At 55.4% G+C, this 25,400-nt stretch carries 25 protein-coding genes; 7 read left to right on the forward strand and 18 right to left on the reverse strand.

Features of this window, described 5'->3' with window-relative positions:
- Window positions 1-3: 3 nt before the first annotated feature.
- On the reverse strand, window positions 4-1,182 hold the full coding sequence (locus P8T57_RS19810) for a divergent polysaccharide deacetylase family protein (protein ID WP_341364081.1): 1,179 nt from the start codon (window positions 1,180-1,182) through the stop codon (window positions 4-6).
- A 229-nt stretch (window positions 1,183-1,411) separates the two neighbouring features.
- Between P8T57_RS19810 and P8T57_RS19815 the strand changes: the two genes are divergently transcribed.
- The 5 genes from P8T57_RS19815 to lexA all read left to right on the forward strand — a co-directional run bounded on the left by P8T57_RS19815 (window position 1,412) and on the right by lexA (window position 5,201).
- Window positions 1,412-1,984, forward strand: a complete 573-nt coding sequence (locus tag P8T57_RS19815; protein WP_007089454.1) for an aminodeoxychorismate/anthranilate synthase component II — start codon at window positions 1,412-1,414, stop codon at window positions 1,982-1,984.
- 33 nt (window positions 1,985-2,017) lie between these two features.
- Window positions 2,018-3,052, forward strand: a complete 1,035-nt coding sequence (trpD, locus tag P8T57_RS19820) for an anthranilate phosphoribosyltransferase (protein ID WP_063091930.1) — start codon at window positions 2,018-2,020, stop codon at window positions 3,050-3,052.
- Window positions 3,049-3,846 (forward strand): indole-3-glycerol phosphate synthase TrpC, encoded by a 798-nt coding sequence (gene trpC, locus P8T57_RS19825; RefSeq protein ID WP_341364082.1) that lies wholly within the window; start codon window positions 3,049-3,051, stop codon window positions 3,844-3,846. The genes trpD and trpC overlap by 4 nt, the downstream gene beginning before the upstream one ends.
- A gap of 20 nt (window positions 3,847-3,866) precedes the next feature.
- Window positions 3,867-4,346: a cyclic pyranopterin monophosphate synthase MoaC gene (gene moaC, locus P8T57_RS19830; protein ID WP_341364083.1), complete on the forward strand. Its 480-nt coding sequence runs from the start codon at window positions 3,867-3,869 to the stop codon at window positions 4,344-4,346.
- Between the two features lie 147 nt (window positions 4,347-4,493).
- Window positions 4,494-5,201 carry a transcriptional repressor LexA gene (gene lexA, locus P8T57_RS19835; RefSeq protein ID WP_007089450.1) on the forward strand — a complete coding sequence of 236 codons (708 nt, stop codon included), beginning with the start codon at window positions 4,494-4,496 and terminating at the stop codon, window positions 5,199-5,201.
- Between the two features lie 63 nt (window positions 5,202-5,264).
- Here the strand turns inward: lexA and P8T57_RS19840 are convergent, their stop codons facing one another.
- Complete coding sequence (locus tag P8T57_RS19840) at window positions 5,265-7,316, reverse strand: ComEC/Rec2 family competence protein (RefSeq protein WP_341364084.1); 2,052 nt, start codon at window positions 7,314-7,316, stop codon at window positions 5,265-5,267.
- A gap of 207 nt (window positions 7,317-7,523) precedes the next feature.
- Between P8T57_RS19840 and gltX the strand changes: the two genes are divergently transcribed.
- Together gltX and P8T57_RS19850 are read left to right on the forward strand one after the other, a co-directional pair.
- On the forward strand, window positions 7,524-8,933 hold the full coding sequence (gene gltX, locus P8T57_RS19845; RefSeq protein ID WP_007089448.1) for a glutamate--tRNA ligase: 1,410 nt from the start codon (window positions 7,524-7,526) through the stop codon (window positions 8,931-8,933).
- 110 nt (window positions 8,934-9,043) lie between these two features.
- A complete protein-coding gene (locus P8T57_RS19850) occupies window positions 9,044-10,351 on the forward strand; it encodes a citrate synthase (RefSeq protein ID WP_007089447.1) in 1,308 nt (435 codons plus the stop codon).
- Between the two features lie 75 nt (window positions 10,352-10,426).
- Here P8T57_RS19850 and P8T57_RS19855 read toward each other — a convergent pair whose 3' ends face one another.
- From P8T57_RS19855 to rpsB, 16 genes are all read right to left on the reverse strand, one after another.
- Window positions 10,427-10,867, reverse strand: coding sequence for a VOC family protein (locus P8T57_RS19855; RefSeq protein WP_007089446.1), 441 nt, complete (start codon window positions 10,865-10,867; stop codon window positions 10,427-10,429).
- Window positions 10,868-10,913: 46 nt separating this feature from the next.
- Window positions 10,914-12,107, reverse strand: a complete 1,194-nt coding sequence (lpxB, locus tag P8T57_RS19860; protein WP_341364085.1) for a lipid-A-disaccharide synthase — start codon at window positions 12,105-12,107, stop codon at window positions 10,914-10,916.
- Window positions 12,100-12,957 (reverse strand): UDP-2,3-diacylglucosamine diphosphatase LpxI, encoded by an 858-nt coding sequence (gene lpxI / locus P8T57_RS19865; RefSeq protein WP_341364086.1) that lies wholly within the window; start codon window positions 12,955-12,957, stop codon window positions 12,100-12,102. The genes lpxB and lpxI overlap by 8 nt, the downstream gene beginning before the upstream one ends.
- Window positions 12,938-13,741 (reverse strand): acyl-ACP--UDP-N-acetylglucosamine O-acyltransferase, encoded by an 804-nt coding sequence (gene lpxA / locus P8T57_RS19870; RefSeq protein ID WP_007089443.1) that lies wholly within the window; start codon window positions 13,739-13,741, stop codon window positions 12,938-12,940. Before lpxA ends, lpxI begins: the two co-directional genes overlap by 20 nt.
- A 2-nt stretch (window positions 13,742-13,743) precedes the next feature.
- A complete protein-coding gene (gene fabZ / locus P8T57_RS19875; protein ID WP_007089442.1) occupies window positions 13,744-14,193 on the reverse strand; it encodes a 3-hydroxyacyl-ACP dehydratase FabZ in 450 nt (149 codons plus the stop codon).
- Window positions 14,194-14,204: 11 nt separating this feature from the next.
- Window positions 14,205-15,224 carry a UDP-3-O-(3-hydroxymyristoyl)glucosamine N-acyltransferase gene (gene lpxD, locus P8T57_RS19880; RefSeq protein WP_063091923.1) on the reverse strand — a complete coding sequence of 340 codons (1,020 nt, stop codon included), beginning with the start codon at window positions 15,222-15,224 and terminating at the stop codon, window positions 14,205-14,207.
- Window positions 15,224-15,799 (reverse strand): OmpH family outer membrane protein, encoded by a 576-nt coding sequence (locus tag P8T57_RS19885; protein ID WP_007089440.1) that lies wholly within the window; start codon window positions 15,797-15,799, stop codon window positions 15,224-15,226. The genes lpxD and P8T57_RS19885 overlap by 1 nt, the downstream gene beginning before the upstream one ends.
- Window positions 15,799-18,093: an outer membrane protein assembly factor BamA gene (bamA, locus tag P8T57_RS19890; RefSeq protein WP_240478844.1), complete on the reverse strand. Its 2,295-nt coding sequence runs from the start codon at window positions 18,091-18,093 to the stop codon at window positions 15,799-15,801. The genes P8T57_RS19885 and bamA overlap by 1 nt, the downstream gene beginning before the upstream one ends.
- Window positions 18,094-18,119: 26 nt before the next feature.
- Window positions 18,120-19,223 (reverse strand): RIP metalloprotease RseP, encoded by a 1,104-nt coding sequence (gene rseP, locus P8T57_RS19895; RefSeq protein WP_071239936.1) that lies wholly within the window; start codon window positions 19,221-19,223, stop codon window positions 18,120-18,122.
- 43 nt (window positions 19,224-19,266) lie between these two features.
- On the reverse strand, window positions 19,267-20,430 hold the full coding sequence (locus tag P8T57_RS19900; RefSeq protein ID WP_037991289.1) for a 1-deoxy-D-xylulose-5-phosphate reductoisomerase: 1,164 nt from the start codon (window positions 20,428-20,430) through the stop codon (window positions 19,267-19,269).
- Window positions 20,431-20,472: 42 nt separating this feature from the next.
- Window positions 20,473-21,291 carry a phosphatidate cytidylyltransferase gene (locus P8T57_RS19905; RefSeq protein ID WP_223305109.1) on the reverse strand — a complete coding sequence of 273 codons (819 nt, stop codon included), beginning with the start codon at window positions 21,289-21,291 and terminating at the stop codon, window positions 20,473-20,475.
- Window positions 21,278-22,018 carry an isoprenyl transferase gene (locus tag P8T57_RS19910; protein WP_037991291.1) on the reverse strand — a complete coding sequence of 247 codons (741 nt, stop codon included), beginning with the start codon at window positions 22,016-22,018 and terminating at the stop codon, window positions 21,278-21,280. The genes P8T57_RS19905 and P8T57_RS19910 overlap by 14 nt, the downstream gene beginning before the upstream one ends.
- Before the next feature lie 2 nt (window positions 22,019-22,020).
- Complete coding sequence (frr, locus tag P8T57_RS19915; protein ID WP_215905855.1) at window positions 22,021-22,542, reverse strand: ribosome recycling factor; 522 nt, start codon at window positions 22,540-22,542, stop codon at window positions 22,021-22,023.
- 44 nt (window positions 22,543-22,586) lie between these two features.
- Complete coding sequence (gene pyrH, locus P8T57_RS19920; protein ID WP_037991293.1) at window positions 22,587-23,318, reverse strand: UMP kinase; 732 nt, start codon at window positions 23,316-23,318, stop codon at window positions 22,587-22,589.
- A gap of 166 nt (window positions 23,319-23,484) precedes the next feature.
- Window positions 23,485-24,408 carry a translation elongation factor Ts gene (tsf, locus tag P8T57_RS19925; protein ID WP_007089432.1) on the reverse strand — a complete coding sequence of 308 codons (924 nt, stop codon included), beginning with the start codon at window positions 24,406-24,408 and terminating at the stop codon, window positions 23,485-23,487.
- A gap of 85 nt (window positions 24,409-24,493) precedes the next feature.
- The gene (gene rpsB / locus P8T57_RS19930; protein WP_007089431.1) at window positions 24,494-25,276 is read right to left on the reverse strand and encodes a 30S ribosomal protein S2; all 783 of its coding nucleotides are present in this window, start codon (window positions 25,274-25,276) and stop codon (window positions 24,494-24,496) included.
- Between the last annotated feature and the right edge of the window lie 124 nt (window positions 25,277-25,400).

Raw genomic sequence — 25,400 nt, forward strand, 5'->3', positions numbered from 1 at the left:
TTATCAACCTGTCGCACTCGGACTTGTTCGCCGCAGGATGTCGGTCACCGGCACCAGAACAAATCCCTTGGCCTGAATGGCGGGAATCCATTTTTGCAGGGCTTCCAGCGTCAGGTCGCGCGGATGGCCAATCGCAATCGCAAATCCCTGATTGGTGGCAACTTTTTCAGTCCGCGCCAGCATTTCGGCAATTTTGGTGGCATCATCGGCGTCATCAATGAACACGTCGCGCTCAAGCGCCGGGACATCATATTGGCGTGCCATCGAAAACCCGACCGACTTGGCACTGGTTTTGGAATCAAGGAACAGAAGCCCGCGTGATTTCATCACCTCCATCACCACCTGCATGCGTTCCGGATCGGATGTGAATTTGCTGCCCATGTGATTATTCACACCGACATAGCCATCAAACCGGTCCAGCATCCAGGTCATCTCGCCCAATATCTTGTCGCGGTCAAATCCGGTGCGCAACGCATGCGGACCTGGATCGACCAATGCCGACGACGGCTCCATCGGCATATGAAGCATCACTTCATGCCCCCGCCCGCGCGCATCATTCACCTGACGCTGAAGGTCGCGCGCATAGGGCAGATAGGAAATCGTCACCGGCCCGGGCAGCCCTATAGTGCGCGCCGTGCGCGGCTGATCAAGGCCCGCATCATCAATCACAATCGCGATAACCGGTGCGGTTCCCGTATCGGGGGTAAGGGCTGCGAATTTCTGCCATGGCGGCGGACCATCACTATGCGCGCCCCCGCTGATCCCGCCGGTATCGGGCGACACGGCAGGTTCAGGCGACTTTGTGACCGGTGCCTTCTGCGGTTGTCTGGTTTCGGGCGCAGTTTTTTCACCCGGCACACGTTCACCGACCATATATCCGGTCCGGTCGCGATTGCCGTTGCTTTCGCTGAAATCATAATTGCGGCTTTCCGGTACCGGGGCCGGTGTCGGCGTATATTCCGGTTCTGAATTGGCGGCCCGTTCGCCAAGATCACGCGATGCGCGATCCAGCTCAAGCATACTGCCTGCTGCAATGAATGCCGAAATGGTCCCCGCAACAATCGCACCGCCCAGCATGAAACGGCCAATGCCGCCCGATTTTCTTTTCGGTGCAGCCTTGCTACGGCCTGTTTTTCGCGGTGCCGCTTTTTTCTTTTTGGCGGGTTGTGCCCGGCGTGCCACGCTCTTGTCTCCAGTCTCGTTTGCTGGGTCGTGTTACCCATATGGTGATTATACGCCAATTATCGCGGCTTGTGTTTGGAAGCTTTTAAACCCGATCAGGTTAGCACCCTGTTAAAGCCGCAAACAAAGACCGCAAACAATGGCAGGAAAATGGTTTTTGCAATCGCTTGACGTAGCGGCAATGCCGTTTATTCTCTGCCCGATCTGATATTCACAGCCCGGCGCCACGATGTATCTCCTCATCGATAATTACGACAGCTTCACATTCAATCTGTGGCACTATCTGCGCGAACTCGGTCCCGAGGTCGACGTCCGCCGCAATGATGAAATCTCGGTTGATGATGCGCTGGCTTTAAAGCCCGAAGGCATCGTGATCTCGCCCGGTCCCTGCGATCCGGATCGTGCGGGTATCTGTCTTGATCTGATCAGGGCATCGGCGGGCAAGGTCAAGCTGCTTGGCGTCTGCCTTGGTCATCAGGGCATCGGTCAGGCCTTTGGCGGCAATGTCGTGCGCGCGCCCGAATGCATGCATGGCAAGACCGATGCGATGGTGCACGAAGGCAAAAGCGTGTTTAACGGCCTGCCCAGCCCGTTTGAAGCGACCCGTTACCATTCATTGGTTGTTGATCGCGCAACCCTGCCCGATTGCCTTGAAATCACGGCGGAAAACGGGGATGGTCTGATCATGGGGCTGCGTCACAAACAGCATCAGATTCATGGTGTCCAGTTCCATCCCGAAAGCATCGCATCCGAACATGGCCATGCCCTTTTGAAGAATTTTATAGACTTCCCCGGCGCATGAAACCGCACCGGACCGCTAACCGAGGAAACCCGCATGTCGACTGAATATGACCTGAAGCCGATCCTGGCCAAAGTCGCAAATGGCGAAAAACTGAACGAGGAACAGGCCGAGCAGGCCTTCGACGTTCTGATGTCCGGTCAGGCAACGCCGTCGCAGATGGGGGCTTTCCTGATGGCGCTACGCCTGCGCGGTGAAACGGTCGATGAAATCACCGGGGCGGCGCGTGTCATGCGCTCCAAGGCGACCGGCATTATCGCCCCGCCCAATGCGGTTGATACCTGTGGTACCGGTGGCGATGGCAGCGGCACCTTCAATATCTCGACCGGGGCGGCAATCGTTGCGGCGGCCTGCGGCGCCATCGTTGCCAAGCACGGCAACCGAGCGGCGTCGTCAAAATCGGGATCGGCTGATGTTCTGATGGCGCTTGGCGTCAATCTTGATGCCGATATGGCGCTTCTTGAAAAGGCGCTAAAGGAAATCAATCTGTGCTTCATGATGGCAACGCGCCATCATTCGGCGGTGCGTCACGTGATGCCGACCCGCGTTGAAATGGGCACGCGCACGATCTTCAACCTGCTGGGACCGCTGGCCAACCCGGCCAAAACCAAACGCCAGGTCATGGGTGTTTTCGCCCGTGAATGGGTCGAACCGATTGCCCATGTGCTGAACCGCCTTGGTTCCGAACATGCATGGGTTGTCTATGGTCATAGCGGCCTTGATGAAATTTCAACAACCGGCCCGACCTTTGTCGCCGAAGTCAAAAACGGCACGGTTACGACCTTTGAAATCAACCCCGAAGATTACGGCCTTGAAATCGTCACCCTTGATGCGCTTAAAGGCGGCGACGCCCAGACAAACGCGCAGGCCATTCTCGATCTTCTTGCCGGTAAAAAAAGCGCCTATCGCGATATCGTTCTGCTGAATGCCGCAGCCGCCCTTGTGGTGACCGACATCGCAACCGATCTTGCCGATGGCATCGCAAAGGCCCGCACCGCAATCGATTCTGGCAAAGCCGCAGAAACCCTGCAGGCACTTGTCCGCATTTCCAATCAGGGGACCGCAGCGTGAGCGACGTACTCGAACGTATCTGTAACGACAAACGCGACCATATCGCCGCCTGCAAGGCGCGAAAGTCACTTGCCGACCTCGAAACCGCCGCCAGATCGCAATCGGCACCGCGCGGCTTTATCAAGGCGCTTGAAACATCGGTTGCGGATGGTCGTTACGGTCTGATTGCCGAAATTAAAAAGGCATCCCCGTCCAAGGGCCTGATCCGCCCGGACTTCAATCCGCCCGTTCTGGCGCAGGCCTACAAGGCCGGTGGGGCAAGCTGCCTGTCGGTCCTGACCGACATTCCCTATTTCCAGGGCGATGACAGCTATCTGGTTGCCGCGCGTGCAGCGGTTGACCTGCCGGTATTGCGCAAGGATTTCATGCTTGATCCCTATCAGGTGACCGAAGCCCGGGCCCTTGGTGCCGATTGCATCCTTCTGATCATGGCAGCCCTCGAAGACGCCCAGGCCGCCGAGCTTGAAGACGCAGCAAACAGCCTTGGCATGGATGTCCTGATCGAGGTGCACAATGCACCGGAACTTGAACGTGCCCTGAAACTGAAATCAAAGCTTCTCGGCGTGAACAACCGCAATCTGAAAACGCTCGAAGTCTCCCTGACCACGACTGAAGAACTCGCTGGCATGGTTGATGACAGCCGGATGCTGGTCGCCGAAAGCGGCCTGTTCACGCACGATGACCTCGCCCGCATGGCAAAGGTCGGCGCGCAATGCTTCCTGATCGGCGAAAGCCTGATGCGTCAGGACGACGTCACCGCCGCCACCCGTAATATTCTTGGCCTCGCGGCCTGATAACGGAACAAGACACAGGCATGGCAGACAAACTTTCGCATATCGACGCCGCTGGTAACGCCGTCATGGTCGATATTTCGGCCAAGACCGATACCGCGCGCGTCGCCATCGCAAAGGGCCGTGTCCTGATGTCGGCGGAAACGGCCCGGCTGATTGCCGAACGCGGCCATAAAAAGGGCGACGTTCTTGGCATCGCCCAGCTTGCCGGGATTATGGGGGCCAAGAAAACCGCCGACCTGATACCGCTTTGCCATCCCCTGCCTCTAACCTCGGTCGAAGTCACGCTGGAACTCGCAACTGCCACCGATGCGGTAGATATTGTCGCGACCTGCAAAACCACCGGCAAAACCGGGGTGGAAATGGAAGCCCTGACCGCCGTTTCCGTTACCGCACTTACCGTGTTCGATATGTGCAAGGCGGTCGATAAAGCCATGCGGATTACCGATATTCGCGTTGTCCACAAGGAAGGCGGAAAGTCGGGTACTTTCACCGCCGACTGATCCCTGAAAGTACCCAAATTTCGTTTCTTGACCGAAAGAATGCCCTTAAACGGTGATTTTTCGGATTGTGGTGCTTGACGAACAAGCAGAACCAAAGTAGAACATTTATGTATTCGGTTTGTTCTTATTACTGGTTCGGAAAAAATCATGCTGACGCGCAAGCAATACGAATTGCTGGTCTATATCGATAATTACCTTCGCGATCATGGCATCTCGCCCTCTTTTGACGAGATGAAAGAAGCCCTGAGCCTGAAATCCAAATCCGGCATTCATCGACTGATCACCGGGCTTGAGGAACGCGGTTTTATTCGCCGTCTCGCCCATCGGGCCCGCGCGCTCGAAGTCTTGCGTCTTCCCGATAATAATGATGACGACGCGGCGGAAACGCCCAACAATGTTACCTCTATCGCCTCCGCGCGAAAGGCTGCGCATCGGCCGGCAACCGTGCCTTCGGCCTTTTCGGAATCGGGTGAATCCGTTTCCCTGCCGCTGTTTGGCCGGATTGCGGCGGGTACCCCGATCGAAGCCCTTCGCGATCAGACCACAATGGTGCAGGTCCCGGCAGCGCTTCTGGGAACCGGCGATCACTATGCGCTTGAAGTTTCCGGTGATTCGATGATCGATGCCGGTATTCTCGATGGCGACACAGTCCTGATCCAGCGTTGCGAACAGGCCAATGATGGCTCCATCGTTGTCGCACTGGTCGACGACGCCGAAGCCACTCTGAAACGCCTGAAACGTGGCCGTGGCGAAGTTCTGCTGGAACCGGCCAATGCGCGTTATGAAACGCGCGCGCTGTCGCCTGATCGTGTCCGCATTCAGGGACGTCTGATCGGTTTGCTGCGCCAATACTGATAGAATACCGAATAAACCGAACAAACCGAAAGAAACGCCGTCGGCCTTGCCTGACGGCGTTTTTTATTTGACCACCCTGCCTCCGATGATAATCCACGGCCAGATGCCGGACGTTTCACGCACGGTTTCGATCACCGGGGCGGCATCGGGCCGCAACGCAACCGATACGCCCCCCTGCCACCACAACAGGTCATCATCGATGACAGTCACATCCGGCGCACAGATATCATGCGGCATATCGCGTTTCAGGCTGATGATCATATCGCCATGGCGGCATGCATAGAACGGATTGGCAAGATCATTGGCAATGATCACCTGCCGTCCGGCGATCCTGACGGAACAAACCGTTGCGTCGCATTTTTCGATGACATTGCTGGCATCATGATCGGCGATACCAAATCGCGCCATCCAGACCGACTGCTGAAAATCCGAAATGCCTTCGGGCAGGACAAGTTTGTCGCGCACCCTGTCGCGAATTGCCCAGCTTTCCTGATCCCCCGAAACCAGAATATCCGCCGGGCGATACAGGATTTGCGCCGCAATCGCCACGCATAGCGGAATGACAGCCAACCGGGCAATCGCGTTCCCCCGCCAGACCAGCCACCAGGCCATCGCCATCATGATGCCGATGGCAAATACGGCACTAAACTGCTCGACATGCCAAAGCCCCCAGGCCTGATCGGCGGCAAGGCTTGCGGTTTCAATCAACAATGTCAGTCCCGGCTTCATCAACCACAATGCCAGTCCCCCGGCCCCGAACGGCATCAGAACAAGCGTCGCCACAATCAGCGGCATCACCCAGAACGCCATCACCGGAATGGCAATCAGGTTGGACACGATCCCGATCATCGAAATCCGCCCAAAATGAAACCCGATGATCGGCGCGGTCACCGCCGTAACCAGCAACCCGGTCATCACCAGCCCGGCAAAAAACAGCCAAAGCCGGAATAGCCATGACCGATCCCCCGACTTGTCAAACCATCGCCTGCCCGGGCCATCATAAAACGCCACCAGAACCGACACCGCCGCAAAGGAAAGCTGAAAGCTTGGCCCCAATACCGCATCGGGCCGCAGGATCAGAACAACCAGCGCCGCAAACGCCACCAGCCGCAACGATATCGCCCGCCGATCCAGCAGCAACGCAACCCAGACAATCGTCAACGTCACAAAGGCACGCTGCGTCGGAACACTGGCCCCTGACAGGCCAAGATAGATCACGGCTGCGCCCATCGCCCCGATAGCCGCCCATTTCTTGATCGGAAACCGCAGCGCAAGGGCGGGAATGGCCGCCATGCCAAACCGCAGGAAAAAGAAAACCGTCCCGCTTAAAAGCCCCATATGCAGCCCGGAAATCGCCAGAAGATGCGCCAATCCCGATTTGCGAAGATCATCGGCAATTTCCGCACTGACATCGCCGCGTTCGCCGACAATCAGTGCCTTGGCAATCCCGGCCTCTGCGCCGGTAAGGCTCTGATCGATTGCCGTCATGATCGTCAGGCGCAGACTTTCGATCCGGTCCGAAACCGGCTGCATCATTCCTGTTTCGGCCTTCTTGGTCACACTATATTTATGGCCGAAAACAAACCCGGTCGCCCCGATCCCGTCCAGATATAATCCGCGTGAAAAATCCGGGTCGCCCGGCACGGACGCTGCACGCAACGGAAACAGCCGTGCCGTTGCCACGATATGATCCCCGACGGAAAGCTCATCGCCACCTGGAAGGCTCAATCGCACCTTCCAGTCAAATGCCCGGTCCTCAAGCCCCGCGATCCGCATTGGTGCCACGGTCATGCGCATCCTGCCGCCTCGTGGTTCCAGAAGCGTGATGTCGCCTTCGATCTCTGTCATGTAAAGCGTCTTGGTCAGAAGCCCGGATGGCGCCCTTCCAAGATGGATGGATGCAATCAGCAACCCGCCACAAAAACCCGCCAGCAGCAGAATGCCAAAGAATGGCAAAACCCAGCGTCGCGAAATCCACAATCCGGACAGCAAAAGAATCACCGCAAGGCCGGTTTGCTGTACCGTCAGGCGCGCAGGGAGAGAAAAATACGCCGCACATCCCAACCCGAAGAATATAACCGTGCACAGGATCCAGGAATTTCTGCGCGCGGCCAACAACAATCCTGTTTGCGAAAATATTCTCGCAACATATTGATTTTTATTAATTCCATCACGACTTATTCGACGAATGTACAATAGCCTGCCCGGCGCACAGTTTCTATCTATCATCGGCTGTGGTGCAACACCGCCGCATATGTGTTATAGCGTGCACGCCAAAAGTCATTACGACAAGCAACAACATCCAGCCAACGGATAGAGTGAATGACGGTTGTTACCCGTTTTGCCCCGTCTCCGACCGGGTTTCTGCATATCGGCGGCGCACGCACCGCCCTTTATAACTGGCTTTATGCCAAACACACCGGCGGCAAATTCCTGCTGCGCATCGAAGACACCGACCGGGAACGGTCCACCCCCGAGGCCGTAGAAGCCATTTTCGATGGGCTAAGCTGGCTTGGCCTGACCGCAGACGAAGAACCGACCTTCCAGTTCGCCCGTCGCGACCGCCACGCCGAAGTCGCCCATGAACTGATCAAGGCCGGAAAAGCCTATTATTGCTATTGCTCGCAGCAAGAACTTCAGGAAATGCGCGAAAAGGCCCGCGCCGAAGGCCGCCCGATGAAATATGACGGCACCTGGCGCGACCGCGATGCATCCGACGCCCCGGCTGGCGTCAAGCCTGTCGTGCGTCTGAAGGCACCGCAGGACGGCGATGCCGTGATTTCCGATCAGGTACAGGGCGATGTCCGCGTTGCCAATGAACAGCTTGACGATTACGTTATTCTGCGTGGCGATGGCACCCCGACCTATATGCTGTCGGTCGTTGTCGATGACCACGATATGGGCATTACTCACGTGATCCGTGGCGATGACCATTTGACCAATGCCTTCCGCCAGAAGGCCCTTTATGATGCGATGGGGTGGGATGTCCCGACCTTTGCCCATATTCCGCTGATCCACGGCCCGGACGGCGCAAAGCTGTCCAAACGCCATGGTGCGCTGGGTGTTGATGCCTATCGCGATGAAATGGGTTTCCTGCCCGAAGCGGTAAACAACTACCTGCTGCGTCTTGGCTGGGGTCACGGGGACGAGGAAATCATTTCCCAGGAACAGGCCATTGAATGGTTTGACATCAAAGATGTTGGCAAGGGTGCGGCGCGTTTCGACTTCGCCAAACTGACCAACCTCAATGGCGTTTATCTGCGTCAGGCAGACGATACCCGCCTTGCAAACGACATCGCACCGCTGATCGCAAAACAGATTGGCGTCGATGCAATTGACGCAGCGCAAAAAGAAATCTTGATCAAAGGCATGTCAGGGCTTAAAGAAAGAGCCAAGACACTCATCGAGCTCGCCGACTCTTCGGCCTTCTATGTTACGGACGGCGTCATGTCGTTTAACGAGAAAGCTCAGTCCCTGATTGATAGCGCCCCCGAAGGCCTATTTGCCGAACTGGCAAAGGAACTCGACGCGCTTGAAAGCTGGACCGAAGAGAACGTTGACGCAAGCGTTCGCAACATTGCCGAAAAACTCGATCAGAAGCTCGGCAAAGTCGCGCAGCCCTTGCGGGCCGTGCTCACCGGTTCCAACTCATCGCCTGGCATCTTCGAAGTAATGATCGTGCTTGGCAAATCCCAAACGCTGAAACGCATCCGCAAATTCGATGCCCAATAACAGCGTAAAATAAAAAACTTAAACACTGAATTTGCGCTTTGTGCGCCGCAGCACTATGCTGCACACAACTTGAAAACCGTGTTCGTTCAAACAGGGAAGGAAAAATAGTCATGGCTCAGAATTCCAAGACTTCCCACACCGTGACACTGACCGACAATGCCACTGGCAAGTCGATCGAATTGCCGGTGATCGAGGGTAGCGTTGGTCCGTCTGTAATCGACATTCGGAAACTCTACTCCGAAACCGGATATTTCACCTATGACCCGGGCTTCACCTCGACCGGCTCCTGCCAGTCCGAGCTGACCTATATTGACGGCGATGTCGGCATCCTGCGTCACCGCGGCTATGCCATTGATGAGCTTGCCGAACAATCCGATTTCCTCGAAGTTTGCTATTTGCTGATTTACGGCGATCTGCCGAATGCAAAAGACAAGGCGCAATTTGAAAATGACATCACCATGCACACCATGGTGCATGAGCAGATGCGCAATTTCTATAACGGTTTCCGCCGCGACGCCCACCCGATGGCCATTATGTGCGGTGTGGTTGGCGCGATGTCTGCTTTCTATCATGACAGCACCGACATCAACGACCCGAACCAGCGCCTGATCTCGGCCTATCGCCTGATCGCGAAAATGCCGACCATCGCTGCGATGGCGTATAAATACTCGATCGGTCAGCCGTTCCGTTATCCGAACAACAAACTCGGCTATGCAGAAAACTTCCTGCAGATGATGTTCGGCAACCCGTGCGAAGACTATGAAGTCAACCCGGTCCTTGCGCGCGCAATGGATCGTATCCTGATCCTTCATGCCGACCACGAACAGAACGCATCGACCTCGACCGTCCGTCTGGCCGGTTCTTCGGGGGCAAATCCCTTTGCATGTATCGCTGCCGGTATTGCCTCCCTCTGGGGTCCGGCACATGGCGGTGCGAACGAAGCCGTTCTGAAAATGCTCAACGAAATCGGCGATGTGAAAAACATTCCGGAATTCGTCAACAAGGCAAAAGACAAGAACGATCCGTTCCGTCTGATGGGCTTTGGTCACCGGGTTTACAAAAACTACGACCCGCGCGCCAAGGTCATGCAGGAAACCTGCCACGAAGTTCTCAAAGAACTCAACGTACAGGACCCGCTGCTTGACGTTGCACAGGAACTCGAACGCATCGCACGCGAAGACGAGTACTTCATCGAGAAGAAACTCTATCCGAACGTCGATTTCTATTCGGGCATCATCTTCAAGGCGATGGGCATCCCGGAAAGCATGTTCACCGTGCTGTTCGCAGTTGCCCGTACCGTCGGCTGGATCGCCCAGTGGAAAGAAATGATCGAAGATCCGTCGCAGAAAATCGGCCGTCCGCGCCAGTTGTTCACCGGTGTTTCCGAACGTCCGTTCGTTCCGGTCAACAAGCGTTAATCTGCGCCACGATTGATACAGAAAAGGCCCGGATCATTCCGGGCCTTTTTGCGTTTTGATCAATTGGGTGCTGCGTTACCAGGAGCCGGTGTTTTCCATGCTGGCCCATGGCTCGGCCGGGGCAAGGCTTTCGCCCTTTTGCAGGAATTCAATCGAAATCCCGTCCGGCGAACGGACAAACGCCATATGGCCATCGCGCGGCGGACGGTTAATGGTGACACCCGCATCCATCAGCTTCTGGCAAAGCGCATAAATATCGTCGACCTCATAGGCAAGATGGCCGAAATTGCGCCCGCCGGAATAGCTTTCCGGGTCCCAGTTATAAGTCAGTTCAAGTTCCGGGGCCTTGTTGGCCTTGGCACTGGCTTCATCGGCAGGCGGCGCAAGATAAATCAGGGTGAAACGCCCCTTCTCGCTTTCAATGCGCCGGGTTTCTTTCATGCCAAGCAGTTCGCAGTAGAAACGCATGGATGCATCCACATCCTCGACACGCACCATGGTGTGCAAATAACGCATTGGAAATGCCTCCGTCATTGATTGGTCAATGACGCCAAACTATGCGTTATTGCCCGCTAATGCCAGTCTTGGCAGATGAATTTTTCTCTATGATTTCAAGGATGACGTCCGCGGCCTTCTCGCTCGGCGGCCGGTCGCCAAAGCCAAGCATGGTTGTGGCCGCGTCGAACCCGTCCAGTTGCGCCGCCCGACCTTCGCCGTCGGCCATAAGCGATTTCAGAACCGGCACGATACGGTTCGGCGTGCAATCCTGTTGCAGGAATTCCGGCACAAGCTTTTTGCCAAGCACCAGATTGACGATGGTCACCGTATCAATCCGCAACAATCGCCGTGCAATCCATGCCGTAATCGGGCTTAATTTATAGCCGATCACATGCGGCACCCCCGTTATCGCTAGTTCAAGCGACACGGTCCCGGATGCCGCAAGGGCCGCATGGGACGCGGCAAACGCATCGCGCCTGTCCTGATCCCCGGTCACGACAATCGGGCGCAGCGGCCAGTCGGCAACCGCATCACCGACAACCTGTGCAACCTTGCTCACCGTCGGCACAACAATCCTGGCATCGGGGAAATCCCCGGCCAGCCGTTCGCAGACATCTCGGAAAACCGGCAACAGACGGGCGACTTCCGAATTGCGACTGCCCGGAAGAACCGTCAGGATTTTGCAGTCCGGTGCGATACCGTGCTGTTCACGGAATCGGTCCGCATCGCCGCCATGCCGTTCCTCGACCGCGGAATGCCCGATAAAGCTGGTCGGAAGCCCAACCCGCTCGAAATAGGGCGGCTCGAACGGCAGCAACGCCAACAAATGATCGAGGAAACCCGCAATCTTCTTTGCCCGCCCCGGCCGCCATGCCCAGACCGACGGCGCAACATAATGCACCAGCGGAATGCCCCTTCCTTTCAGCTTCTTGCCAACGCGAAAACTGAAATCCGGGGCATCAATGGTGATCACCACATCGGGTTGCTGTTCAATCGCATATTCCGCCGTCTGGCGGATACGTTTTAACAAATGCGGGATATGCGGCAGGACCTCGGCAAGGCCCATGACCGACATCTCGTCCATCGGAAACAGGCTCTCAAGCCCCTCCCCCGTCATGCGCGGGCCACCAACACCGATGAAACGGATTTCGGGATGACGCGCCTTTATGGCCGCCATTAACCGCCCCCCCAACTGATCCCCGGATGCCTCGCCGGCCACCAGCATGATTTTCGCGGTCTGGATTTTTGGTTTATTCATCCTGTGCCGGTTCCTGCACCGAAATCCCGACAATGAACAATCCAAGTTCATCGGCACGTTTGACGGTTTTCTCGCGATCAATGATCATCGTGCCCCCCACAAGCAAAGCTATGCCGCGCAATCCGGCATCGTGCGCATTTTCCACGGTCGAAAGACCAATCGCCGGAAGGTCAAGACGCCTGTCCTGCTGCGGCTTTGCCGACTTCACCAGAACACCGCCAACACCTTCGCGGCGATAGTCGGCAGATCGCCGGATCATTTCATCCGTGCCCTCGATGGCTTCAAGTGCCAGAACAAGTCCCTGCTGCACGACACAGCCCTGCCCGACATCGGCGGCACCCAAAACCCGGGCAACCTTCAGACCGTGCTGTGCATCGGCCATCGCCTGTGCATCGGGCTTCACCTTGCCCAGAACACCTTCCTCAACCGCGAGGTCGCCCAAAATCTCGTGTGCGCCGACCAGACGGAAACCGTCACGTTCAAGCTCACCGGCAACCAGACGCAGCAAACCATCATCGCCAAGCGACTTCATCCCGACTTTCATCAGCAATTTCGCCGCCCGCCAATCGGGCCGGATCGATGCAAATGACGGACGTTCAACCTTGCCCGCAAGGACAACATCACGGCATTCTTCGGATTTCAGACGATCAAGGATTCTGGCCGCCGCCCCGATGCGAAGCGACGTATGGGGATATGCATCCAATGCCGGATCATCGGCATGGGCATCAAGCTTCACGATAAAAACATCCCGCCCGGCAGCCGTCGCCGCAGCCGCCAAACGGGCGGGAAGCGCCCCCCCTCCGGCAATGATACCAAGCTTTGCTGCGGGGTTATCCTGCGGAGCTGTCATATTTCGGCGTACATACGGAACGCATGCTTTCCGCTTTCAGGAAGGTGATGATTTCCATGACCGGCCCGACATCCTCGAAATCTTTCGAGACTTCCTCAACCCGCTCGGCAAGCGTACCTTCCTGCGCAAACAAAAGACGATACGCCTTGCGAAGCGCATGAATGGTCTCGCGATCAAATCCGCGGCGCTTCAACCCGACAAGGTTAAGCCCCGAAAGATAAGCACGGTTACCAATCACCGAACCATAAGGAATGATATCGCTTTCAACACCGGTCATGCCGCCGATCATCGCATGTTTGCCAATGCGGACAAACTGATGCACCGCTGAAAGGCCGCCGACAATTGCAAAATCGTCGACCATGACATGGCCAGCAAGGGTCCCGTTATTGACCAGAATGCAATGATTGCCAATATGGCAGTCATGCCCGACATGCGCGCCTGCCATAAACAGGCAGTCATCACCAATCGTGGTCTCCATCCCGCCGCCTTCTGTGCCGGGATTAAGGGTCGCCCCTTCGCGGATCTTGTTGCGTTTGCCAATGATCAGACGCGATGGCTCGTTCTTGAATTTCAAATCCTGCGGCGCATGACCAACTGACGCAAACGGAAAGATCGTACTGTCTTCACCGATTGACGTAATTCCGGCGACCACGACATGGCTGTGCAGCTTGACGCGATCACCCAGAACCGCCTGCGGTCCGACAACACAGTACGGACCGATTTCTACATCCTGGCCAATCTGGGCGCCGTCTTCGACAATGGCGGTTGGATGCACTTTTGACATTATCAGTTGCCCCGGATCATCGCGGCGATGGTGGCTTCTGCAACGACCTGATCGTTAACGCGGACTTCACTTTCAAACTTCCAGACCGGGCCACGGCTCTGTTTTTTCTTCACATGAATATGCATGACGTCACCCGGCACAACCGGCTTGCGGAACCGTGCGTTATCAATACTCATGAAATAAACCAGCTTGCCTTCGGCATCCTCACCAAGGGTCTGAACCACAAGAATGGCCGCCGTCTGCGCCATGCTTTCGATGATCAGAACGCCAGGCATGATCGGCTGTTCCGGGAAATGGCCGGTAAATTGCGGTTCGTTCATCGTCACGTTTTTGATGCCAACAGCAGAATCGTCGACAGCAATATCAACAACCTTGTCGATCAGCAGGAACGGATAACGATGCGGAATCATTTCCAGAATGCGCTGAATATCAACACTTACCAATTCGGTCATAGGTATTGCCCTTACTTCTTTTTCCGTATCAGCCGCGATAAGGCCACGGTCTGTTTATGATATTCCATTACCGGCACAGCGGGGCTGCCGCCAACGGTTTCGCCCGCGCCGATATTTTTCATGACACCAGATTGCGCGGCAATTTTCGCGCCATCACCAATTTCAAGATGTCCGGTAATCCCGGCCTGACCCGCGGCAACAACAAAATTGCCAAGCTTGGTCGATCCTGAAATCCCGACCTGGGAAACGATAACACATCCCATGCCAAGTTCGACGTTATGGCCGATCTGAACAAGGTTGTCGATACGGCAACCATTGCCAATCACCGTATCAGGCCCTGCCCCCCGGTCGATTGTCGAATTGGCCCCGACTTCGACATCATTGCCAATCACGACACGGCCAAGCTGTGGCACTTTAAGGTGCCCCTGTGCGCCCATGGCAAATCCGAAACCATCCTGCCCGATGCGAGCACCCGGATAAATCAGGCACAGATTGCCAATCAGGCAATGGCTGATTGTCGCCCCGGCACCGATCCTGCTTCCGGCCCCGATCACGACACCTTCACCGATCACCGCATTGCTGGAAATGATGACGCCATCGCCAATTTCGCAATTCTCGCCAATCACGGCCCCGGCGTCGATCTGAACACCTTTGCCGATCATGGCGGTATCGGCGACAATCGCGTGCGGTGAAACAACACCATTGGCGGCGTCAAACGGATAATATGCCGTTGCCGCCTTGGCATATGCCCGGTACGGATCGCTGGTCGTGAACAGCACCATATCGGCAGGCGCACGATCAACGAACTCTGGCCGGACAAAACACCCGCCGGCAGAACTGCTGACAAAGGCATCAAGATATTTGCGATTGTCAAAGAAGCTCAGGATCGATGCATCCGCATTCTGAAGCGGTGACACATCATCAAAGCGGCGTGACGGATCAGGTGCATTCACCAGTTCCGCTCCGGTCAGTTCGGCAATTTCCTGAACGCTGAACGGTCCCTTGCGTTTGAAAAACCGGGAATCAGCCATCAGGAGGCTTCCTTGAACTCGACGGTAAGGGTCGGCATGGCCTTGTTCACAAGGTCAAATACTTCCTTGGACGCATCCATGGCGTTGGCATGCAGGATCACCTGACTTTTGTGCAGTACCAGCGTTGCCTTGCGCTGCTCGGCAACATCGGCAATTACTTCAATCAGCGTTTTCTGGAATTTCACGCGCGATTCATTAAGCGCCTGATCCAGAATACGGTTGCGCCCCTGTGCAAACTTCTGAAAATCGGCAACTTTCTGCTGAAATTCTTTCTGTTTCTGCTGAATGACATCGGCAGACAGAAGGGTTCGCTGCTGGGCGATTTCCTGCTCTTCCTTCCGCAGGCCCTGCTGGCGCTTTTCGATTTCCTGCTGATAGGCTTCCTGACGCGTTTTGATCTGCTTTGTCATATCCTGCATGGCAGATGCTTCACGCATAATGCCTTCAAAATCGACAATCATCACAACGGCCTCAGTATTCCCGGCGGCATTTTCCTGCGCCGACGCCATTGTTACTGATGCGAATGCCAGAACAATCGCAAGTAAGGCGGTCTGGATAGATTTCATCATTTTCATCAGAATCTGGTTCCGAAACTCAGTCGGAACACTTCCTCTTTGTCGAAGTCTTCTTTGAGAACAGCCTGCGAAAGGTCAACACCAATCGGGCCAAACGGAGATTCCCAGCCTACCCCAAAACCAACAGACGCCCTGAGTGAACCTTCGTCATAGATTTCACCAGGCCGTGCGCCATCAACCCCCTCGGAAGCACCGAAATCACTGAATACACGACCTGTAAGTGCAAATTCGGACGGCAACCCTAACGGGAAGTCCATCTGTACGGTACCTGTATAGAAGAATTTGCCGCCAACCGCATCTTTCGTTGCAATATCGCGCGGCCCGACACCGGCCGATTCAAAACCACGAAGGTTTGCACCACCGGTAAAGAAGCGCTGCGAAATACGCGTATCGTCGCCAATACCAAAGATGTAACCGGTCGACGCCTTGGTCGACAGCACCCACGTCTTTTCGCGATCAAGCGGATAGTAGTACCCGCCATTCACGCGTGTACGAAGATAGGTTTCCGAACCGCCGAGCCCGGCGAAATCGTTAGAAACCTGAACGAAATAGCCTTCTTTCGGCGTAAGCGTGCTGTCGCGCTGATCATAGGTAAGCGTCTGACCAATCGTTGACTCGGAAAACTCGGGGTCTTCTTCACGAAGCAGACGCGATGCGTCGCTATCGATGTCGGAATATTCGTTAACCGCATACCCGTAACGCACCGACTGCGACAATGCTTCGGAATAACGGAAACCGGACCGCAAACCGATACCGGTCTGCTTTTCGTCATATGAACTTTCGTCCTGATTGTCTTCTTCGCGGCGATAGATATCAAAGCCCGCACTGACATCCCGATCAAGGAAGTACGGCTCGGTAAAGGACAGATCGACCTGCTGGCTGGATGACCCAATCGTAAAGCCAAGACGCAGGTCCTGCCCTTTGCCAAGCAGGTTACGTTCGCGGATACCGGCCTGACCGAAGGCACCATCATCCGTGCCGTACCCGGCACCAATCGAAAACTCGCCGGTCGACTTTTCTTCAACATCAACCTCAAGAACCGTCTGGTCGGGCGAACTGCCCGGCAGGGTCTTGACGTCAACCGATTTAAAGAAGTTCAGGTTTTCAACACGCTGGCGCGAACGTTTGAGTTTCGAACTGCTGAACGCGTCACCTTCAACAAGGCGGAATTCACGACGGACAACTTCGTCAAGCGTGCGGACGTTGCCAACCACGTCGATACGTTCGACATAAACCTTCGGACCTTCGGCGATGGTGAAGGTGATATTGATAACGCCGGTCTCGCGGTCACGCTGGATATTCGGGCGAATATCGATGAATGCATAACCCTGGTCACCGATGCTGTTGGTCAGGGCATCAATCGCATCATCAACAAGGTCGGCATTGTACCAGTCGCCTTTTTCAATCTCGATCAGGGGCGTCAATGTCGCCGGATCGATCTTGTCGATCTGCGATACGATATTGATATCGCCAAACTTGTAACGCTGACCTTCGCTGACCGTGTAGGTGATAAAGAAATCAGACCGATCAGGCGTCAGTTCGGCCACGGAAGACAGAACCTGGAAATCGGCATAACCGGCCGAAAGATAGTAACGACGCAAAAGTTCGCGGTCGAACGTGACGCGATCCGGGTCATAGTTATCGTCAGAAGTCAGGATTTTCCACCAGGCGCTTTCGGTTGTCCGGATAACTTCGGACAATTCACCATCGTCAAATGCCTTGTTTCCAACGAAGTTGACCTTGCGCACCCCGGTGGCCTCTCCCTCGTCAATTTCAAAGACAAGGTCGACACGATTCTGTTCAAGCTGAATGACTTTGGGCTCAACGGTCGCGGCAAACCGGCCGGAGCGACGGTACAGCTCAAGAATACGCTGCACATCAGCCTGAACCTTGGTGCGGGTGTAAACGACACGAGGGCGCAACTGAAGTTCCGTACCAAGCACGTCGTCCTTCAGGCGCGTGTTGCCCTCAAAGGCGATACGGTTGATGATCGGGTTTTCAACCACATTTATTTTCAGAACGCCCTGATCAAATCCGATAGACACGTCGGCAAACAGGCCGGTTGAAAACAGCGACTTCAGCGATTCGTTGATTTTTTGCGGATCGTAGGGATCGCCCTCTTTTACCGACAGGTATGCGTTAACCGTCTCGCTTTCGATACGGTTATTGCCGTCAACACGGATCTCGCGAATAACGCTTGATCCCTGCGCGTAGGCCACCATCGGAATTATGGTTGGCGCGGTTCCACCAAGCAAGACTGCTGCTAACGCAGCCGCTTTTACATTACGCAGCAAATTCAACCCCCTGATGCCGTATATCATCAGCCTACCAGGCCTTTGAAGAAATTCCAGACGCCCAACTGCGTCAGGTCGTTCCAAGTTGCAAAGATGATTAAGCTGAATACCAAACCTGCCCCAAGACGGAAACCATATTCTTGTGCTTTTGCGCCCAAGGGCTTACCGCGAATGGCCTCAATCGCATAAAACACCAGATGACCACCATCCAGAACCGGAACAGGCATCAGGTTAATCAACCCAAGGCTGATCGAAAGATACGCCATAAAGAACAGAAGCGGTCCAATCCCCCCCTCGGCAACCTCGCCCGACATCTGCGCGATACGGATCGGACCGCCAAGTTCGGAACTGTCACGTTCGCCCGAAATCATCTCACCCAATGCCGACAATGTCTGCGAAATCAGGTTCCAGGTCGATGAAAACGCCTTGCCGGTCGCATCGATAATTCCATCGCGCTGGGTTTCAAACGCACCGGCGGTCACGCCCAGACGACCGAATGTCTGAACGTCGTCACCTTCACCGGTCGTTACGGCTTCCGGCGTCACCTGAATGTCGATTTCCTGTCCGTCACGCATCACCGAAAGCGAAACCGGCGCACCGGCATTGCCCCGGATCACGTCCGAAAGCTCGCTAAACCACGCAATCGGCTGCCCATTGATCGCATTGATCCGGTCCTGGGGCTGCAATCCGGCAACCGCCGCCGGGCTGCCGTCAACCGCCTCGCCCACCACCGGCAGGGCGCGCTGCTGGCCAACGGCGGCAAACAGAACGGTGAAAACCACAATCGCAAACAGGAAATTGGCCAACGGACCGGCAAAAACGATGGCCGCACGCGCCATCAGGCCTTTGTGATGAAACGCATGCTGGCGTTCTTCTTCATTAAGGTCGTCGCGCTGCCCCGCACTGGCCGGGTTCATGTCGCCAAACATTTTGACATACCCGCCAAGCGGCAAAAGGCTGACTTTCCAGCGCGTGCCCTTTTTGTCGTACCAGCCAAAAAGCTCCGGACCGAATCCGATTGAAAACGCTTCAACCTTTACACCATTGCGGATCGCAACCCAGTAATGCCCATATTCATGAACAAACACCAGGACCGAAAGAACAAACAGAAAAGCAAGAAGGGTTTCCATGAAAGACGTTCCTTTTTCGGGGCAAGCCCCGCATTTTTGGTATTCAAAGACCGGTTTTGATCAGGCCCAGCGTTTCACGACGGATCATATCATCAAGATCAAACATCTGGTCGAGATCTCGTAACGGTGATGCCGCAATCCTGTTCATCATGCGCTCGACCGTTTCGGCAATTTGCAGGAAGGTAAGCTTTCCGCCCAGAAACGCTCCCACGGCAATCTCGTTTGCAGCATTTAATACCGTCGGCACCGTCCCCCCCGCACGCAGCGCTTCGCGCGCCAGACGAAGAGCCGGGAACCGTTTCATATCCGGCGCGGTAAAGTTCAACTGTCCGATAGTGGCAAAATCAAGACGCGCTACATCGACACGTATTCTTTCCGGCCATGAAAGGGCATAGGCAATCGGGGTCCGCATATCGGGCGATCCCAATTGCGCCAGTACCGATCCGTCGGAATATTCCACCATGCTATGCACGACAGATTGCGGATGCACGACAACCTCGATGCGTTCTTCAGGCACCGGAAACAGACGACAGGCCTCGATCAATTCAAGGCCCTTGTTCATCATGGTTGCCGAATCAATGGAAATCTTGGCCCCCATATCCCAGTTGGGATGGGCCAGCGCCTGCTTTGGAGACACCGATTTCATATCGTCAAGCGACCATTCCCGGAATGGCCCGCCAGATGCCGTCAGAAGAATACGGTCAACCTTGTCGACCGACTTCTGTTCAAGCACCTGGAAAATCGCACTATGTTCGGAATCAACCGGGATCAGCGTCGCCTTGTATTTCGCGACTTCCGCCATCATCAGATCACCGGCACAAACCAGCGTTTCCTTGTTGGCAAGGCCAACCCGCGCCCCGCGGCGAATGGCCGCCAGCGTCGCCTTAAGGCCTGCTGCACCAATGATCGCGGCAATGACGATATCAGACGGGCGCGATGCCGCCTCGACCAATGCTTCATCACCGGCCGCGACCAGAATGTCCGTGCCAGACAGGGCGGATTTCAGGTCTTCATAAAGGCTTTCATCGGCGATAACCGCCATCGCAGCACCAAGTTCAATGGCGGCCTTGGCCAACCCTTGAACATTTCGATGGGCCGTAACGGCATCCACGGCATATTTGTCTGAATGTGCTTTCAGGATGTCTACGGTGCTGCTGCCGACCGATCCGGTCACGCCAAGCACGCAGACTGATTTCTTAATTGTCATCAAACACCAGCTTAGCGGATTTCTGCAACCAGGGACCCTGCCCTAGCGCAACGACAATCCAATGAAATACACAATAACAAACGCGACAGGAAAAACCGACAACATCCCATCAGCACGGTCAAGCACCCCGCCATGCCCCGGGATCAGGTGGCTGCTGTCCTTGACCTTGAAATGGCGCTTAAGCGCTGATTCTCCAAGATCCCCGATCTGTGCCACAATCGCCAGAACCCCGCTTGCCAGCACGATGGAAACCTGAATGGCATTGCCGCTGAAATAGGTGATCAGCCCGCCGATCAGCATCGCACACAACATGCCGCCAATAAGCCCCGCCCAGGTTTTCTTGGGGCTGAAACGCGGCGCCAGTTTCGGGCCCCCAATCGCCTTGCCAAAGGCATAGGCCCCCGTATCGGTCGCCCACACAAGAAAGAACAGCCACATGATCAACAGCAGACCATCCCCATGCATGCTGCGCAGCCAGTGCGCCGCCAGTGCCGCAAGCGAGATATAGATAATGCCAAATGCCGCGAGAAACCGATCCTTGCCCGGCCGCAATGCCGCGGTTACCGCCCCGACCAACACCGCCGGAATGATAAGAAGATATTCCCCGGTCGTCATGAACAGCATCGAAACGGCAAGGGATACCGCGGCAACAACCGAAACCGAATTGACATGCCCCGGAACGCACATCCGCGTCCATTCCCACATCATGCCAACCGAAAACAGAAAAACGAGAATCTCGAAATACGGTGACCCGAACCATACCGCCGCAACCGCGACCGGTGTCATCACCAGCGCGGAAACAACCCGTGGCTTCAATCCTGAATTTGTATCTTCCTGGCGTCGGGCTTCAGATGACTGCACCAAAACGCCGCTCCCGTCCGGCAAAGTTTTCTATCGCTTTTTCAAGATGTTCGCGTCCGAAATCCGGCCAAAGGACGTCATCGAACACAAACTCGGTATAGGCCGACTGCCAAAGCAGGAAATTGCTGATGCGCTGCTCGCCACTGGTCCGGATCAGCAGATCCGGATCGGGCATCCCGACCGTCATCAGATGCGCTTCAACCACGCTTTCATCGATGGCATCGGCCTGAATTTCTCCAGCTGCGACTTTTTGCGCGATCTGGCGCATGGCATCGGCAATCTCGGCCCGCGCACCATAGCTTAGCGCAATGGTCAGGTTCAAACGGGCATTGCCCTGCGTGCGTTCCTCGGCATTGGCCAGAAGCACGCGAATATCATCGTCAAAACGGGTCCGGTCACCGATGATACGGATCCGGACCCCGTTTTTGTGCAGGGTCGCCAGTTCACGCTTGATGAACAGGCGAAGCAACCCCATCAGGTCGCTGACTTCACTTTCCGGCCGTTTCCAGTTCTCGGTCGAAAATCCGTAAAGTGTCAGATACTCGATACCGATTTCGGCTGCGGCTTCGACGGTGCGACGCACGGCCTCTACCCCCGAACGATGACCCATCGTACGGGGCTTTCCGCGCAACTTTGCCCAGCGCCCGTTGCCATCCATAATGATGGCAACATGACGCGGCACAGCTCGCAGATCTGAAGGGTTGGGTTGAGATGCCAGCACCGTCATGATCAGACTTGCATGATTTCCTGTTCCTTATGGGCAAGCACTTCGTCGATCTCGCTGATAACCTTGTCGGTCAGCTTCTGGATCTCTTTTTCCTCGTTATGGAGGTCATCTTTCGAGATCACGCTGTCTTTTTCCCATTTTTTGATCTGGTCAATACCGTCACGGCGGACGTTACGAACCGAAATCTTGGCCTGCTCGGCATATTTTCCGGCAACCTTGGACAGCTCCGCACGACGTTCCTCGTTCAATGCCGGGATCGGCACCCGAACAAGCGTCCCGTCGGCCGCCGGGTTCAGGCCAAGGCCCGAGTCACGGATCGCTTTTTCGACCGATTTAACCATGCTCTTGTCCCAGACCTGTACCGAAAGCATCCGCGATTCCGGAACACTGACAGACGCAACCTGGTTAAGCGGGGTCGGCACGCCGTAGGCTTCAACCATGACCGGTTCTAGAAGGCTTGCACTGGCACGCCCGGTCCGAAGTCCGGTAAATTCCTTGTGCAAAACTTCAACAGCCCCTTCCATACGGCGGGCAAGGTCCTTTTTTAGGCCAGCAACGTCAGACACCTTTAGTCTCCATTCGAAATAATCGTAAACTTACCTTTTGCACAAACCACATCGGCAAAGGCGCCGGGATTATGCAAAGAAAATACAATAACCGGAATATCATTTTCTCGTGCCAGAGAAATAGCCGATGCATCCATGACACGCAAATCTTTGGCAAGAACGTCCATATAGGTCAGGGAATCATAGCGTTCCGCGGTCGGGTCGATCTTAGGATCGGCGGTGTAAACGCCGTCAACCTGCGTCCCCTTAAGCAACGCGTCACAGCCCATTTCAACCGCGCGAAGTGCTGCTGCCGTATCGGTGGTAAAGAACGGGTTGCCGGTCCCGGCCGCAAAAATCACCACCCGGCCCTTTTCCATGTGGCGCACCGCACGACGGCGGATATAGGGCTCACAGACCGATGACATCGGAATGGCCGACTGCACACGGGTCTGGACCCCGTGCCGCTCAAGCGCGTTCTGAACGGCCAGTGCGTTCATGATGGTGGCCAACATGCCCATATAGTCGGCCGTGGCACGTTCCATGCCCTGGGAGGCACCCTTGACCCCGCGGAAGATGTTCCCTCCGCCAATCACCATGCAAACCTCGGCACCCATGTCATGAACGGCTTTGATTTCGCTTGCGATCCGGTCAACCGTCTCGGGATCAATCCCGTATTGCTGTTTTCCCAGAAGCCCCTCACCCGAAAGTTTCAGAAGGACACGACGAAATTTCAGTTGGCCGTTTTCTGCCATGTTGGATTGCCTCTTACTGCCGATATTTCAAACTGTCCCGAAACCCGGTTCAGCAAAATTCAGATATAAAAAGACCGGCGAGTAACAGGGCGATTATGCGCTGCCGACCTCGCCGGTCTGGGATCATACACGAAATGGCACGCGACGCACCATTTCGATCAGATGTTTATTTCTTAAGCTGCTCAGCAACTTCTGCAGCAAAGTCTTTTTCTTCGCGCTCGATGCCTTCACCGAGTTCGAAGCGCACAAAGCCCTTAAGGGTGATCGGCTTGCCAGCGTCTTTAGCAGCATTTGCAATCACGTCTTTGACTTTGCTTTCGCCGTCAATTACGAAGGTCTGTTCAACCAGAACGACCTGCTCGTAATATTTACGGATACGACCTTCGATCATCTTTTCGATGATTTCAATCGGGCGGCCCGATTCTTTGGCCTGTTCGGTCAGAACGGATTTCTCGCGCTCGACCAGTTCCGGATCCAGATCGTCAACCGTGGCCGAAGCTGGGTTGGTTGCAGCAATATGCATTGCGATCTGTTTGCCAAGGCCTTCAAGAACGCTCGCATCCGCTTCGGATTCAAGCGCAACCAGAACGCCGATTTTGCCGAGGTTCGGCGCAATCGCGGAATGGATGTAGGACGCAACAGCGCCCTTCTCGACAGAGATACCAGCCGAACGACGCAGGTTCATGTTTTCGCCGATGGTGGCGATCATGTGGGTAACCTGTTCTTCGACGTTGCGCGACGTACCCGGGAACGGGGTTGCTTTCAGCGCATCGATATCACCATTGGCCGAAACGGCCTGGTTTGCGATTTCTGCGACGAATTTCTGGAAGTCTTCGTTACGCGAAACGAAGTCGGTTTCGGAGTTGAGTTCGACAACGGCACCGGAAGTACCGTTAACAGCAACACCCACCAGACCTTCCGCAGCGACACGGCCTGCTTTCTTGGCAGCAGCAGCAAGACCTTTGGTACGAAGCCAGTCAACAGCAGCTTCAAGATTACCTTCGGTTTCGGACAGCGCCTTTTTGCAATCCATCATGCCAGCGCCGGTGGTTTCGCGAAGCTCTTTAACCAGAGCAGCGGTAATAGCCATTTTTAAAGCCCCTATTACGCGATCAGTGAACACCTAAAGAAACGGCGGCATGCTAGCCGCCGTTTCATCAGGTACAAAGTGAAACTTATGCGGAAGCTGCTTCCTGTGCGGCTTCTTCAACAGCAGCGGCTTCAGCCGGGACTTCTTCGGATTCACCGAGGTCCGCGCCAGAAGCAGTCATTTCCTGCTGGATACCGTCCAGAACTGCGCCAACGAACAGGTCGCAATACAGCTGGATCGCACGGATTGCATCGTCGTTACCCGGGATCGGGTATGCAACGTTTGCCGGATCCGAGTTGGTGTCCAGAATAGCAACAACCGGAATATTCAGGTTCTTGGCTTCGTGAACAGCAAGCGCTTCCTTGTTGGTATCGACCACGACGATGATGTCGGGAAGACCACCCATGTCCTTGATCCCGCCAAGCGCGCGTTCAAGCTTGTCGCGCGAACGGGTCAGGTTCAGGATTTCTTTTTTGGTCAGACCTTCTGCGCCGGCAGACAGGATTTCTTCCTGTTCTTTCAGGCGTTTGATCGAGTTGGAAACGGTGTTCCAGTTGGTCAGCATACCGCCGAGCCAGCGATGGTTCACATAGTACTGACCGCAACGCTTTGCAGCTTCTGCGATGACCGGCGAAGCCTGACGCTTGGTACCGACGAACAGAACGCGACCACCACCAGCGGTGACGTCACGAACCGCCTGCATCGCACGATGCAGCATCGGAACGGTTTCCTGAAGGTTCAGGATGTGAATGTCGTTGCGTGCGCCAAAGATGAACTGCTTCATCTTCGGGTTCCAGCGGCGGGTGTGGTGACCAAAGTGGACGCCAGCTTCCATCAGCTGACGCATGGTAAAGGTTGGCAAAGCCATGATAAATTCCTACCTTTTTCCGGTTAATACCTCCGCGGAAGGGAATTTCACGCCGTCTTGCGTGAAACACCGGATGGACGAATTTCCGCATAACGCATTATTCGCCACGCTCCCGCGTGCGATG

It is taken from the genome of Thalassospira sp. SN3W, from assembly GCF_038070535.1.
GTDB lineage: Bacteria > Pseudomonadota > Alphaproteobacteria > Rhodospirillales > Thalassospiraceae > Thalassospira > Thalassospira xiamenensis.

Bases quoted from the DNA above. Each gene is read 5' to 3' on its own strand.
- P8T57_RS19850 (WP_007089447.1), top strand. From the start codon at position 9,044: ATGGCTCAGAATTCCAAGACTTCCCACACCGTGACACTGACCGACAAT.
- moaC (WP_341364083.1), top strand. From the start codon at position 3,867: ATGGCAGACAAACTTTCGCATATCGACGCCGCTGGTAACGCCGTCATG.
- P8T57_RS19910 (WP_037991291.1), bottom strand. From the start codon at position 22,018: ATGACGGTGCTGGCATCTCAACCCAACCCTTCAGATCTGCGAGCTGTG.
- P8T57_RS19815 (WP_007089454.1), top strand. From the start codon at position 1,412: ATGTATCTCCTCATCGATAATTACGACAGCTTCACATTCAATCTGTGG.
- lpxB (WP_341364085.1), bottom strand. From the start codon at position 12,107: ATGAATAAACCAAAAATCCAGACCGCGAAAATCATGCTGGTGGCCGGC.
- rpsB (WP_007089431.1), bottom strand. From the start codon at position 25,276: ATGGCTTTGCCAACCTTTACCATGCGTCAGCTGATGGAAGCTGGCGTC.
- P8T57_RS19900 (WP_037991289.1), bottom strand. From the start codon at position 20,430: ATGACAATTAAGAAATCAGTCTGCGTGCTTGGCGTGACCGGATCGGTC.
- P8T57_RS19855 (WP_007089446.1), bottom strand. From the start codon at position 10,867: ATGCGTTATTTGCACACCATGGTGCGTGTCGAGGATGTGGATGCATCC.
- rseP (WP_071239936.1), bottom strand. From the start codon at position 19,223: ATGGAAACCCTTCTTGCTTTTCTGTTTGTTCTTTCGGTCCTGGTGTTT.
- lpxA (WP_007089443.1), bottom strand. From the start codon at position 13,741: ATGTCAAAAGTGCATCCAACCGCCATTGTCGAAGACGGCGCCCAGATT.
- lpxI (WP_341364086.1), bottom strand. From the start codon at position 12,957: ATGACAGCTCCGCAGGATAACCCCGCAGCAAAGCTTGGTATCATTGCC.
- fabZ (WP_007089442.1), bottom strand. From the start codon at position 14,193: ATGACCGAATTGGTAAGTGTTGATATTCAGCGCATTCTGGAAATGATT.
- lpxD (WP_063091923.1), bottom strand. From the start codon at position 15,224: ATGGCTGATTCCCGGTTTTTCAAACGCAAGGGACCGTTCAGCGTTCAG.
- frr (WP_215905855.1), bottom strand. From the start codon at position 22,542: ATGGAAGGGGCTGTTGAAGTTTTGCACAAGGAATTTACCGGACTTCGG.
- gltX (WP_007089448.1), top strand. From the start codon at position 7,524: ATGACGGTTGTTACCCGTTTTGCCCCGTCTCCGACCGGGTTTCTGCAT.
- tsf (WP_007089432.1), bottom strand. From the start codon at position 24,408: ATGGCTATTACCGCTGCTCTGGTTAAAGAGCTTCGCGAAACCACCGGC.
- lexA (WP_007089450.1), top strand. From the start codon at position 4,494: ATGCTGACGCGCAAGCAATACGAATTGCTGGTCTATATCGATAATTAC.
- trpD (WP_063091930.1), top strand. From the start codon at position 2,018: ATGTCGACTGAATATGACCTGAAGCCGATCCTGGCCAAAGTCGCAAAT.
- P8T57_RS19885 (WP_007089440.1), bottom strand. From the start codon at position 15,799: ATGAAAATGATGAAATCTATCCAGACCGCCTTACTTGCGATTGTTCTG.
- pyrH (WP_037991293.1), bottom strand. From the start codon at position 23,318: ATGGCAGAAAACGGCCAACTGAAATTTCGTCGTGTCCTTCTGAAACTT.